This is a genomic window from Burkholderia sp. Bp8992 (assembly GCF_003853705.1).
Lineage (GTDB): Bacteria > Pseudomonadota > Gammaproteobacteria > Burkholderiales > Burkholderiaceae > Burkholderia.
This window is the reverse complement of the sequence record NZ_QTQI01000040.1, coordinates 25252-38129: the sequence shown is the minus strand read 5'-3', so window position 1 is coordinate 38129 and position 12878 is coordinate 25252. Positions and strand designations below refer to the sequence as shown.

Annotated in this window: 13 protein-coding genes; 5 read left to right on the top strand and 8 right to left on the bottom strand. The window is 68.0% G+C overall.

The features are described 5' to 3' along the window. The first annotated feature begins 14 nt into the window (after positions 1-14). The gene (locus DIE03_RS35245; RefSeq protein ID WP_124456711.1) at positions 15-668 is read left to right on the top strand and encodes a TetR/AcrR family transcriptional regulator; all 654 of its coding nucleotides are present in this window, start codon (positions 15-17) and stop codon (positions 666-668) included. Between the two features lie 111 nt (positions 669-779). Continuing rightward, on the top strand, positions 780-1271 hold the full coding sequence (locus DIE03_RS35240) for a flavodoxin family protein (RefSeq protein WP_124456710.1): 492 nt from the start codon (positions 780-782) through the stop codon (positions 1269-1271). A gap of 69 nt (positions 1272-1340) precedes the next feature. On the opposite strand, the gene DIE03_RS35235 is transcribed toward DIE03_RS35240, so the two are convergent. Then, the gene (locus tag DIE03_RS35235; protein WP_124456709.1) at positions 1341-1925 is read right to left on the bottom strand and encodes a DUF2889 domain-containing protein; all 585 of its coding nucleotides are present in this window, start codon (positions 1923-1925) and stop codon (positions 1341-1343) included. 621 nt (positions 1926-2546) lie between these two features. On the opposite strand from DIE03_RS35235, the gene DIE03_RS35230 reads away from it, so the two are divergent. Continuing rightward, a complete protein-coding gene (locus DIE03_RS35230; protein WP_124456724.1) occupies positions 2547-3230 on the top strand; it encodes a ProQ/FinO family protein in 684 nt (227 codons plus the stop codon). Between the two features lie 460 nt (positions 3231-3690). Continuing rightward, the gene (locus DIE03_RS35225; protein ID WP_124456708.1) at positions 3691-4752 is read left to right on the top strand and encodes a DMT family transporter; all 1062 of its coding nucleotides are present in this window, start codon (positions 3691-3693) and stop codon (positions 4750-4752) included. A 113-nt stretch (positions 4753-4865) separates the two neighbouring features. Here the strand turns inward: DIE03_RS35225 and DIE03_RS35220 are convergent, their stop codons facing one another. The 7 genes from DIE03_RS35220 to DIE03_RS35190 form a co-directional block, all read right to left on the bottom strand. Further along, positions 4866-5456: a nitrogen fixation protein NifQ gene (locus DIE03_RS35220; protein WP_124456707.1), complete on the bottom strand. Its 591-nt coding sequence runs from the start codon at positions 5454-5456 to the stop codon at positions 4866-4868. Positions 5457-5514: 58 nt separating this feature from the next. Further along, the gene (locus DIE03_RS35215; RefSeq protein ID WP_124456706.1) at positions 5515-5940 is read right to left on the bottom strand and encodes a molybdopterin-binding protein; all 426 of its coding nucleotides are present in this window, start codon (positions 5938-5940) and stop codon (positions 5515-5517) included. Between the two features lie 187 nt (positions 5941-6127). Next, positions 6128-7627, bottom strand: a complete 1500-nt coding sequence (locus DIE03_RS35210; RefSeq protein WP_124456705.1) for an efflux transporter outer membrane subunit — start codon at positions 7625-7627, stop codon at positions 6128-6130. Next, positions 7624-8604, bottom strand: coding sequence for an HlyD family secretion protein (locus tag DIE03_RS35205; protein ID WP_124456704.1), 981 nt, complete (start codon positions 8602-8604; stop codon positions 7624-7626). Before DIE03_RS35205 ends, DIE03_RS35210 begins: the two co-directional genes overlap by 4 nt. A 1-nt stretch (position 8605) precedes the next feature. Then, positions 8606-8818 carry a DUF1656 domain-containing protein gene (locus tag DIE03_RS35200; protein ID WP_124456703.1) on the bottom strand — a complete coding sequence of 71 codons (213 nt, stop codon included), beginning with the start codon at positions 8816-8818 and terminating at the stop codon, positions 8606-8608. 34 nt (positions 8819-8852) lie between these two features. Then, complete coding sequence (locus DIE03_RS35195) at positions 8853-10976, bottom strand: FUSC family protein (RefSeq protein WP_124456702.1); 2124 nt, start codon at positions 10974-10976, stop codon at positions 8853-8855. Continuing rightward, positions 10973-11452, bottom strand: coding sequence for a MarR family winged helix-turn-helix transcriptional regulator (locus DIE03_RS35190; RefSeq protein ID WP_124456723.1), 480 nt, complete (start codon positions 11450-11452; stop codon positions 10973-10975). Before DIE03_RS35190 ends, DIE03_RS35195 begins: the two co-directional genes overlap by 4 nt. 323 nt (positions 11453-11775) lie before the next feature. Here DIE03_RS35190 and DIE03_RS35185 point away from each other — a divergent pair, with 323 nt between their 5' ends. Continuing rightward, positions 11776-12636: a MaoC family dehydratase N-terminal domain-containing protein gene (locus DIE03_RS35185; protein WP_124456701.1), complete on the top strand. Its 861-nt coding sequence runs from the start codon at positions 11776-11778 to the stop codon at positions 12634-12636. Positions 12637-12878 lie beyond the last annotated feature (242 nt).

Below are 12878 nucleotides of genomic sequence, written 5' to 3'. Positions count from 1 at the left end.
TGTAAAATTTTCGTATGGATACCAGCACTCCCCCTCTGCGCCTGACCGATCGAAAGCGCGCGGCCATCGTCGATGCGGCGATCGAGGAATTTCTCGCGACGGGCTACGATGCGACCAGCATGGATCGTATCGCTGCGCGCGCGGACGTGTCGAAGCGCACGGTCTATAACCACTTCCCCGGTAAGGAAACGTTGTTCGCCGCGATCCTGCACAAGCTGTGGGATGCGACGCAGACCGGCGGCTCGCCGACCTATCGCGCCGACGTGCCGCTGCGCGAGCAACTGCTCGCGTTACTGGACCGCAAATTGCGCCTGCTGAACGACGAGGCGTTTCTCGCACTCGCGCGCGTGGCGATCGGCGCCGCGATCCATTCCCCGGAGCGTGCGCGCGACATGGTCGAGCGTCTCGGCGAGCGAGAGGAGGACATGACGGTCTGGGTGCGTGCGGCCGCAGCGGCCGGCCGCCTGTCGGTCACCGATCCGGTATTTGCCGCGCATCAGTTGCACGGCATCGTGAAGGCATTTGCGTTCTGGCCGCAGATCACGATGGGCCAGCCGCCGCTCACGGAGCAAGAGCAACGGAAAGTCGCGGAATCCGCGGCCGACATGTTTCTCGCGTATTACGCGCGCCCGGACGGCGGCGATGCAATCCGCGCCACGCAGGACTGACCATCAGGCGTCGGCATGCCCTGCGCGAAGCGCAGCCGGCGCGCTGTGTACGAGCGACGCGCGCAGCACCGATGAGCCGTCGCACCTGAAGCCGAACACGAGCGATTACGCATGAAGACGCTGTTGATCGTCTATCACACGATGACCGGGGGCACGAGGCAGATGGCCGAAGCGGCTGCCGCCGCGGCGCGCGAGCAACCCGGCATCGACGTCAGGCTGCAGCGCGCGAACGCGACGAGCGCAGACGACGTGCTGGCCGCCGACGCTTACCTGTTTGCGACGCCGGAGAATCTCGCGGCGATGTCCGGGCTGATGAAGGACTTCTTCGATCGCTGCTACTACGCGGCGCTCGATCGCGTAAACGGTCGCCCGTATGCGGCAATGATTTGCGCGGGAAGCGACGGACAGAACGCGTTGCGCCAGATCGACCGGATCGCCACCGGATGGCGGTTGAAGAACGTCGCACGCGGCCTGATCGTCTGTACTCACGCACAAACGCCGGAGCGCATCCTCGCGGCAAAGACCATCGACGGCGAGGATCTCGCGCGCTGCGCTGAACTGGGTGCAGGTCTCGCCGCGGGGCTCGCGCTGGGCGTGTTCTGATGACGGTTGCGGTTGTGACGACTTGCCGGCGCGGTTCGAGCGGACGCGCAACCGGCCCAATACCGAACCCTAGTTGCCCTTTGCCGCCGGCGAAGGCTGGTGATATTCAGGCCAAAGACGTTTCACGAGATCGCGCGATGCGCCATACGCGTGGCAACTGTCGATCTTGAGCGGCTTTCCTTCGCTGTCGCGATAGTCGAGCGACGATCGCCGCATGCCGACCATCGTCTGATAGGCCGTGGTGGCGATCGGGCCGAGCAATTCCTTCAGGTGCGTGCACGTATCGCAGGACGGCAGACGCTTGCGAACCTCGCTGTTCCAGCCGGCACCGATGGTCAGCCCGACGAGCGCCTGCAGCGAATCGCCGCCGCCCGGACACTGCGCATACGGATGCGAGCGAATGAACGTCGACACCGCTCGAACGACCATGTCGGCGTCGAAGACGAGCGTCACGCCGAGGTCGTGGATCGGCGACAGCGCGGCGACCGTTCGCGTGCCGCCCGGCGGCGTGAAATCGCTGGTCTTGCGGTCCGCGAGGCAAGCTGTCACTTCGAACAGGCCGTCGCTGCGACGATAGCCGCGCATGTCGATGTGCCGATGGTGAATTTCCTCGCGCGTGATGCCGTCGTGCGCGATGTCGTGTCGGGGAACCATGGATCCGCTCCGTTTCGTACAACCGGTTCTTTTCGCAGGCAAAGGCGAATGTCGCCGGCTGACCGGGCGTGCAGCGAAACGGGTCGAAGTGCGCTGCCGACGACATCGATCCGGCCATACTACGCATTTTCCGGCATCCATGTACGCGGCGCGATCGATGCGGACACAACGAGTCGAGGGTGCGTGCGGTACCACCGAGGGGGCGTACAGGTGACCTGTCGCGCGCCGGGGTTCGACGTCCGTCGCACGGAATGCAGCACGCCGGATGCGGGCCGGTGCCGAAGCCGGGCCTGGCCCGATTTCCGCGACGTCCTCGAATGGCGTGACATCCGGAAGCGTATCCATATAATGCGCAACATGACCGCGCGGACGCCTTTCCGGCCTCCGGGGTCGGGCAAATGCAGACCGGCGAGTCAACCGGCCACCGCGCGTACCGGTATACTTCCACTCCTGCCTTGTCCGGCATCGTGGCCGGGTGCCTGAAAACAGAGTGGCGTGCGCGATGCGGCCCCGTCATGTTCCGCATCGGCGGCAGACAGGCCGCCCGCACGGCGGCGAAGCTTTCGAGCCGCGCGGCATGGCCGCACGAACCACACCTTATATTCCTGGTGGATTGAATTTATGGGTTTTGAACAACTTGCCGAATTGCGGGCGCAGCTCGCAGCGAAGGCCAAGCAGGAGCGCAACGCAAAGCGGCCGGCAGCGCCGACGGACGCCGGCGCCAAGCCGAAGTCCGGCGACCAGCCGTCCCGCGGTGCGAAGCCGGGCGCTGGCGCCAAGGCGGGTGCCGGTGCGAAGGCGCCGCATCGCGCAAAGCCTGCTTCGGCCAAGCCGTCGGCGCCGGTCGATCCGGTCATCGTTGCGATCGGCAAACTGCAGCGGAAGTTTCCAAGCGCGTTCCCGAAGAATCCGGCCCCCAAAGTGCCGCTCAAGGTCGGCATCTGGGACGACCTGGCGCGCGAAGCACAGGCCGTCGGCCTCACCGAAGCCGAACTGCGCGAAGCCATGTCGACGTGGTGCCGCGGCAACCGCTACTGGTCGTGCCTCGTCGAAGACGCGGTGCGCGTCGACCTGCAGGGCAACGAAGCAGGGCGCGTCACGCATGACGACGCGGCACGGGCACGCCGGCTGAAGGCGCGCCGTCCCGGCAACAAGGGCGCCGCGCAGGCGACCAAGGGCGCGCAGCCGCCGCCGAAGGCCGAACAGCAGGCCGAGGCCGCTGCCGCACCGCAAGCGGTGGATGCAGCAGAAGTTCAGACCGATGCAGCACCGCAGGTCGAGCAGCAGGTCGCCGGCAACGAGTAACACCGCCGCCGCCGTCTACGGCACGGCGCGCACCCGCATGCACATCGCATGTGGCGCATGACACGACAGACTGACCTGCCTCGACAGAGGCAGGTCAGGACTGCCTTCCCGGCGCTTGCCGGCCAGCACACACCTATCCCGCGTCAGACAGGCAACGCATCCCGACGAAGCGCGCTCGTCAGATGGTACGGCATGCGCTTGCCATTTTCAGGTAGATGATTTGCATACCTGAATGAACAGATCGATTTTCCAGATAATTCGTTTCCCTAAAAAATGTCGGAATATCGGAGCACGATGCGAACGATCCGGTTGAGGTCATCGCGACATCATGACGCGCGATAATCCCGACTGGATCGTCGGGCCGCACGATGCAGCTTGCATTTCGAAAGGTGCGGCAAGCGTGCGCCGACACGATCCGAAGTCACGTCGGCCAATTTTCGATGTCAATTCAAACCGGATCATGAACCCGAGACATTCCGCGATTCTTGTCGCACTCACCGCCGCCGCGTTGTTCGGCGCCGCGACACCGCTCGCCAAGGCGCTGGTCGGCGCGATGTCGCCGTTCATGGTCGCCGGCCTGTTCTATCTCGGCAGCGGCGTCGGGCTCGGCATCGGGATCCTGCTGCGCAGGCTGCACAACCGTCGCGCACCGGCGGCGGACGCCGCACCGCTGCAGCGCGCCGACCTGCCGTGGCTGGCCGGCGCGATTGTCGCGGGCGGCGTGGCCGGCCCGGCGTTGCTGATGCTCGGGCTGTCGAGCACGCCGGCGGCGACGAGTGCGCTGCTGCTCAATCTCGAAGGCGTACTGACGGCCGTCATCGCGTGGGTCGTGTTTCGCGAGAACGTGGATACGCAGGTGTTTCTCGGCATGGTCGCAATCGTCGCCGGCGGCACGCTGCTGTCGTGGACGCCAGGCCGGGCCGGCGTGCCGGTTGGCGCGCTGTTGATCGTCGGCGCATGCCTGTGCTGGGCGTTCGACAACAACCTGACCCGCAAGGTCGCCGCGAACGACGCAATGGTCATCGCGTGCTTGAAGGGGCTGATCGCCGGGCCCGTGAACATCGGCATCGCGCTGGCGACCGGCGCGATGCTGCCCCCCGTACCGGTGGCGGCCGCGGCGATGCTGACGGGGCTCGGCGGCTACGGGATCAGCCTCGTGCTGTTCGTCGTCGCGCTACGCCATCTCGGCAGTGCGCGCACCGGTGCATATTTCTCGATCGCGCCGCTGTTCGGCGTCGTGCTGTCGTTGCTGATCTGGCCCGCGCTGCCGCCGGCAACTTTCTGGGTCGCCGCGGCGTTGATGGCGCTCGGCATCTGGCTGCATGTGCGCGAACGGCATGAGCACACGCACGAGCACGAGCGGCTCGAGCACACGCACCGGCATCGGCACGACGAACATCACCAGCATACGCATGACTTTGCGTACGACGGCGACGAGCCGCACTCGCATCCGCACGTACATCTGCCGATCACGCACAGCCACGCGCACTTTCCCGACATTCATCACCGGCATCGGCATTGAGCGCAATCGTGGACGGCAGGCAGCGCGCGCCGCAAGGTGACCGTCTATGGGATGCGTGTCGCACCTGTCCACGATGACGATGACGCAAGTGGACGGCCCGGGCCACCGTGACGCTATCGCGCGTGCGGAAAACAGAAGCCGAAATCCTCGCAGCCTGGGCATCCCGGTGCGGGACCCGGAGGCGCACCAAGCGAGGCCGCCACTTCCTGTGCGAGGAATTTCTTCCAGCGCAGGTGGGTGACGTTGCGCGCGGCGAGCGCAGGGAAATAGCGATCGAGCATTGCGGATACCGCGTCGCGCCCGTCGAGCCCGAGATCGCGCCACAGGTGATCGGGGCGCAGGCACGCATGCGCGACGATCGATGCGACGCAGTCGGCATCGTCGTGGGTGACGGCGGGATTCGCGTCGTCCATCAGCCGCGCGTGAAGCGTCGCGACGAACTCGGCGTGGGCCGCTGGCAGTCGTGCTAGCGTGACCGTCGGCATGAGTGCGGCGATCGCGGCAGGCGTCAGGTGCGGAAACTGCCGGGCAAGCAGGCCGGCGAACTGTCCGGGAGTCAGGCCCAGCAGCGAGAGTTCGTTGCGGCACGCGCGTGCTGCGATGAGCGTACCGAACAGCTGTGCGTCGGGTGTGCCGGCACGGGCTGCCGCAGATTGCAGCGATTGCAGCGCCTGTTCATGCGCGCGATCGAACGAGGCGGTCATCGTGTGTATCCGCATGACAACTGCGCCGCGCGAATACGCGGCGCGGATCGGTTCGCGATCACTCGACGCCGACGATCACGCTCGATGCCTTGAAGATCGCGGACGCAGCCGAGCCGCTCGCGAGGCCGAGACGATCGACGCTGTCGTTGGTGACGATCGCGACGATCTCGGCACCGCCCGCGGCCTTGATCACGACCTCCGCATTGACCGCGCCCTTCGTGACCGACGCGACGGTGCCTGCGACGCAGTTGCGCGCCGATACCTTGCTGCTGTCGACGTCGACCATCACGATGACCGACGACGCCTTGACGAGTGCGAACGCCTTCGTGCCGGCCGCGAGGCCCAGCGTAGCCGCGCTGCCGTGGGTGATTACGGCGACGATGTCGAGGCCGTCCTGCGTGCGGAGCGTGATTTCGTCGTTGACGGCACCGGGCTTGACGGCGCCGACCTGGCCGGCGAAATGGTTGCGGGCGCTGGTTCGCATGATGGATCTCCGAGTGATGCCGCTGCCGGAGCGGCAACGGCAGGTGAATGAAAATGCGTCGATCAGCTTACCGTCAACGCGGGTGACTGTCGTCCTCCGGATGCTATGGCGCGAATCAGGGATACCCGCAAGCACAGGGCGTTTCGCCGCACAGTCGTCATGTGGTGAAGTGATACCGGTGAGGCGATCATTCGTTGCCGGCAGGCGTCGCGGCGGCACGCGCGTTGGCGGGGCGGGCATCCCGGGCAACCGCTGCGCCGTCGCCTTCCCACCCACCGCCCAGCGCAAGGAAGAGCCGCACCTGATCGGCCGCGACCTGGCCTTCGGCCGCCGCGACCTGCGCCTGCACGCTCGTCAGCGTGCGCGTCGCATCGAGATCGGAGATGAACGACTCGCGGCCGGCGGCATAGAGACGATGCGTTTCGTCGGCGGAATTGCGCGCCGATTCGTACGCCGTGCGCAGCGCATCGGTGCGCTGCACGTCGGCCGCATAGGTCGCGAGGCTCGACTGCGTTTCACGCAGCGCATTCAGCACGACGCCATCGAAATGCGCGAGCGCGCCGCCCGTCGCGGCCTCGGCTTCGCGCACGCGTGCGCGCTGGCCGTTGACGGGGAACGACCAACTGATCAGCGGACCGAACGACCAGCGATTCGTGTTGGACGAGAACAGGTCGGCGGCGACGCCGACCGAGCCGGCCGACGCACCGATGCTGATCGACGGATACAGCGCGGCGGTCGCCACGCCGATCCGCGCGGTCGCGGCGGCGAGCTGCCGCTCGGCTTCGCGTACGTCGGGGCGGCGGCGCAGCAGCGCGGCACCGTCGCCGATCGGAATCGGCTGGCGCAGCTTCGGCAGCCGTTCGCATTCGGCGACGGCCCTCGGCAGGTCGGCCGGCGCGCGCGCGAGCAGCGCGGCGAGCTGGTATTGCGCGACCTTGCGGCGGCCTTCGAAGCGCGGGATGTCGGCGGCCAGCGTGCGCACCTGCGTCACGCCGCGCGTCACGTCGGTCTGGTTGCCGCGCCCGGCATCGCGCAGCCGCTGTGACAGCGCGACGCGCTGCTTCTGCAGCGCAAGCGACTGCTTCGCGATCGCCAGCTCGTCACCGGCCGAGCACGATTCGACGTATGCGCGCACGACGTCGGCGACGACCGTGATGCGCGCCAGGTCGCCGGCCGCCTTCACGGCGTCGCTGTCTGCGCGTGCGGCTTCGACACCGCGCCGGAGCTTGCCGAACAGGTCGATCTCGTACGACACGTTGATGCCGACCGCGCCTTCGTTGACGACCGGCAGCTTGTTCTCGAGCAGGTATTGCTCGGCCGATTCCTGCGCGCGCTGCACGGCGGCTTCGGCACCGCCCGAGAACCCGCCCTGCTGGCTCGCGACTTCCAGCGCCGCACGCGAACGCGCGAGGTTGGCCGCGGCGACGCGCAGGTCGGTGTTCGACTTCAGCGCATCGCGCACGAGCGCGTCGAGCACGGGATCGTCATACAGCTGCCACCAGTTGCCGGGCAGCGCGTCGCGCGACACGAGCGTACCGTTCGCGTCGTCGAGCGCATGGTTCGCGAGCGGCGCGTTCACGTACGCCTGCTGCGGCAGCGTGTAGTCGGGGCCGACGGATTTGCACGCGCCGAGTGCGAGCGCAAGCGGCGCGAATGCGGCCGCGAGGCGCAGACCGTGCCGGTTCATTGCGATGCTCCCGCCGCGCTGGCGGCTGCCGCGGCTGCCGCAGACGCCGGCGCCGCAGCCGAGGCCGCGCTGGCACCGACAGCCGGTTTTGCGGTGCCGTTCCGGCGCGTGTCGGCGTCGCGCATCGACACGGTCGCGGTGCGGCCCGCGATCATCCGGAAGTCGTCGGGCACTTCGTCGAGCACGACGCGTACCGGCACGCGCTGCGCGAGCCGCACCCAGCTGAACGCCGGGTTCACGTTCGGCAGCAGGTTCGCGCCCTGCGTGCGGTCGCGATCCTCGATCGCGGCGACGATGCTCTGCACGTGGCCGCGCAGCGCATGCGGCTCGCCCATCACGATGATGTCGACCGGCTGGCCGATATGGATGCCGCGCAGCTTGGTTTCCTCGAAGTAGCCGTCGACGCGGAACGAATTGCGGTCGACGACCGACAGCACCGCGCGGCCGGCCGGCACGTATTCGCCGACGCGCGGCGCCCGGTCGTTCAGGTAGCCGTCTACGGGACTCACGATCGTCGTGCGCTGCAGGTTCAGCTTCGCCGTGTCGAGCGATACCTGCGCGTCGGCGACGCTGGCCTCGCCTTGCTCGACGCGCGTGCGGCTTTCCTCGACCTGTTCGCTCGCGACCAGGTTGCCGAGCTGCAGGTTGCGCGCGTATTCGCGCTTCGCCTGGGCCAGTGTCGCGCGGCGCTGCGCGAGCGTCGCTTCGGCGAGCCGTTCCGCAAGCGTGTAGCGCGCCTGGTCGATCACGAACAGCACCTGGCCGCGCCTGACCTCCTGGTTGTCGGCGACCTGAACCGAGGTGATGAGGCCCGACACGTCCGGCGCGACCTGGATCACGTCGGCGCGCACGTGCCCGTCTCGCGTCCACGGCGAGAACATGTAGTAATTGATGATCCGCCACAGCACGAGGCCGGCCACGACGACAACGATCAGGGTGAGCAGGATTTGCCCTGCCGAGAGCCAGGATTTTTTCACGTTAGGTAGCCACGAGACGGTGGGAAGCGATGACGACGGCGGCAAGCACGAACACGTAGATGCCGAGGTCGAAGATCGAACGGTGCCAGACGAGGCGGTAGAAGCCGACGCGCTCGAGCACGGCGCGCACGACGATGTTGATCAGGTAGGCGATCAGCATCAGCACGAGCGGAGCCGGCACGAATACGCCGAAGATGTCGATTTCGCCGATCATGGTCGCGGTCGGAAGGGCAGGTTGGAAAGTCGGGTCATGCGCGTGCTCCGTCCGGTGCCTGTGGCGCCTGGCCGGCGGCGGCCGGATACAGCGACAGGCGCAGCCCGACGAGCGCGTGCAGCGTGTCGCGCAGCCGGCGGTGCGTGGCCGGGGCCGCAGGCGCGGTGCCGCCGTCGGCCGGTGCCGTGCCCGGCAGGTTGCGGCCGGCCACGCGGTGCAGCGCGTCGTCGATCGTCGCGAGCAGCGCGGGCGGCACCGGCTGGCGCGCGTTCGCTGCCGCGCAGTGTGCGTAGTGATCGGTGACGCCGGCGAGCACGCGATCGATCGCGTCGGGCACGTCGCCGGACAGGCGGCGGCGCGAGCGTCGCAGGTCGAGCGCGTTCAGCGCGATGCGCAGGTCGCGGAAGCTTTCGATCGACGGGTGGCGGTGGTCGTCGGACGCGCCGAGGCGCGGCAGCAACTGCGTGACGCGGTCGAGCATCCGCGATGCGTGATTGCGCTGGTCGTCGAGCGGCTGCGTCGACGCGGAGCGCGCGACGTCTTCCCAGCCCGCGCGCAGCAGGCGCCGCACCGCGAGTTCCGCGCCGAACGGCCGTGTCGCCCGCGTCCATACGTATGCGAACAGCAGCCCGGCGACACCCGCGAGGTTGCTGTTCAGGAACACGAAGAAATCGGCATCGTACGCGCTCTGGATGCTGATGAAGGTGGCCGTGTTCACCGCGACGAGCATCGTCACCATGTTGAACTGCGGGCGCGGCAGCAGCGTGCCGATCAGGATGAACGGGCCCGCGAACATCAGCACGAGCATGGCGAAGTCATGCACGTGCGGCAGCACGACGAACAGGTACAGGCCTGCGAACACGACGCTCGCGGCGGTCGACAGGAAGAACTTGAACACCAGCGGCGCGGGTTCGTCGAGCGCGGCGAAGAAGCTGCACGACACGGCCACGAGCGTGACGGCCGCCGCACCGTCGTGCCAGCCGGACGAGATCCACAGCCAGCATGCGAACACGATCGCGAGCACGACGGTCAGCGTCGAGAACAGCATCATCCCGCGATCGAAGAAGCGCTCGGTGCCGCCGAGCCGCCAGTGCCGGTAGCGCGGCTGCCACACGCCCGATTCGTTCGCGATCAGCGCGCGCAGCGAGCGGCAGTCCTGCCAGATGTCGATGACCTGGCGCAGCCGCCACAACGCGTTCGACAACAGTGCGCCATCCCAGCTCGCCAGCGCGCTGTCGGCGGGCTGCAGCGCGGCGATGCGCTCGCGCAGGTTGTCCGCGACCGGATCATGGGCCATGTCGCCGTCGGTGCCGGCTTTCACGGCCGGCAGCGGTGCGTCGAACCATTTCGCGGCGTCGGCCAGCAGTGCGTCGAGGGCGGGCGGGCGCACATGCAGGTCGCGCATCAACGCGATCAAGGGATCGGCGAGCGACGACATCAGCGGCAGGAACAACTGCATGCGGCCCGCGAGCGCCTGCGCGCGCGCCAGGATGCGCGGGTGCGCATGGTCGTAGCTCAGCTGGCTCAGCAGGAATTCGAGGCCGGTGATCGTCGCCGCGAGCCGTTGCCGGCAGGCCGACAGTGCCTTGCCGGCGATATGCCCGGACAGCGTCTCGCGGCCGTAGAACGCGGCGTCCTTGAACCACGCGTCGGTGCGTTCGATCAGCGTCGGCGCGAGCCGGTTCGGGAACACGGCGCTGCCGACCACGCTCGCGCACACGATGCCGAGCACGATTTCCTCGGTCCGCGCGATCGCGACGTCGAATATGGTGGACGGATCGGTCACGGTCGGCAGCGCGATCAGCGGCATCGTGTAGCCGGCGAGCATGAACACGTAGCTGCGCGCGGTGCGGTCGGAGATCGCGAGGTAGAGCAGCGTGCCGCACCAGGTCGCGACGATGATGCTGAACAGGAGCGGCGTCTCGACGAACGGCGGCACGAAGAAGATCGCGGCGGCCGCGCCGAGCGCGGTGCCGAGCGCGCGGTACAGCGCCTTCGAGCGCGTCGCGCCGACGAACGGGTTCGACACGATGTAGACGCTCGCCATCGCCCAGTACGGGCGCGGCAGCTGGAAATACAGGCCGAGGTACAGCGCCAGCATCGACGCGGCGAACGTCTTGCCCGAGAACAGCCAGTCGCGAAGGCTCGGATAGGTCATGACGCAGTGTCGTCGGCGTGGGGGAGACGCGTGCCGGGCGCGTGCGACTCGGACGCGTTGAACGCCTCGAGCACGCGCAGCGTCGTTTCAAGATCGGCGCGCGACACGCCCTTGAGCACCCGGGCGCGCAGCACGCGCAGGTCTTCTTCCATCTTCGCGGTGACCGCGCGGCCGGCGGCCGTCAGCGAGATCGTCTTCGCGCGACGGTCGTGCGGATCCTCGTCGCGACGCGCGAGGCCGGCCGCGCACAGCTGGTCGAGCAGGCGCACGAGCGACGGCCCTTCAATGCCGACGTGTTCGGCGAGCGTGCCCTGCCGCACGCCCTCGCCGAGCCGGCCGGCGATCAGGAGCGGCGTCGCGCAGGCTTCGGACACGTTGTATGCGTTCAGCACGCCGTCGCTGGTGCGGCGCCACTTGCGCGCGGACAGCACGAGCAGGCTGCTGACGGCGAGGCGGAGGTCGTGCAGATTGGTCATGGCCGAGATGATAGGGGTAAAAACATTCGATAGCAAACTATCGTTTCCTGTCACCCGGATGACATGTCGCTCGTGGCGCGGCCGGTCCGTCAGAAGCAATTTAGGCGGCGTGCCGGCGGTGGTCAAGCTGTAAGGGGGGGCCGAAAATCGCAGGAATCGCGCGTGGCGGCTATATTGAATGGTCAGACGAAAATCGTCGGGCAGGACGCGCAAGGCCGCATGCGTCAAGCAAATTCGAAGCCTCGGTTCGGCAATGCCGACTTCGCGAAACGGTGTGCGGCGTGCATATTAGGAACATTGCCAGCGTACCGGAGACTCCATCAGTGTCGAACTCATCCTTGCAGCCCGCCGCCCCCGCGTCACTCGACGCGTGGCTCGGCAAGACCGAAACGCTCGGCGACGACATCACCGCGTTCCCGCTGAACGCGCTGGCCGCCACGCTCGACCGTCCGTCGCCCGGCGACGTCGTGCCGCCGATATGGCACTGGCTGTACTTCCTGCCCGTCGCGCCGCTGGCCGAGGTCGGTCCTGACGGCCACCCGAAGCGCGGCGGCTTCCTGCCGCCTGTACCGCTGCCGCGCCGCATGTGGGCCGGCGGCCGGCTGACGTTTCATGCGCCGCTGCGCGCGGGGCGGCGTGCGACGCGCGAATCGACGATCGCGAACATCGAGGACAAGACAGGCCGCAGCGGGCGGCTCGTGTTCGTGACGGTGCAGCACCGGATCGAATCCGATGGTGCGCTGTGCGTCGAGGAGGAGCACGACATCGTCTATCGCGACGCGCCGCAGCCGGGCGCGCCGGTGCAGAAGCCGGTCGCGGCACCCGCGGGCGAAACGTGGGCGCGCACCGTCGCGGCCGACGCCGTGATGCTGTTCCGTTACTCGGCGCTGACCTTCAACGGCCACCGCATCCACTACGACCGCAACTACGTGACGCAGGAAGAAGGCTATCCGGGGCTCGTCGTGCACGGCCCGCTGATTGCGACGCTGCTCGTCGATCTCGTGCATCGCGAACGGCCGGGCGCGACGCTCGCGAGCTTCGCGTTCCGCGCGGTGCGCCCGATCTTCGACGGCGAGCCGTTCACGCTGTGCGGCAAGCCGTCGGACGACGGCAGCACGATCGAACTGTGGGCGAAGGATCGCGATGGCTGGCTGGCGATGCAGGCGACTGCGACGTTGGCCTGATGCACGTCGGTGCTTTCGGCGGCGACGGGTTGCAAGACCCGTCCCTGGCCCGGTGCCGGCGCGCTCAGGCGCGTGGATCGGCCGAAGACAGCTGCGCGGTGCCAACCCCCGGCGAACGCGAGGGCGTGGACCGCGCGTACCGCTTCCCGGCAAACATCTATAATCCGCCCATCCGGCCGGCGTCCCGGCTCGGTGCGTGCTGCCGCCGGCCCGGTGGCGCGCGCGATTTCTCCCATCCATCG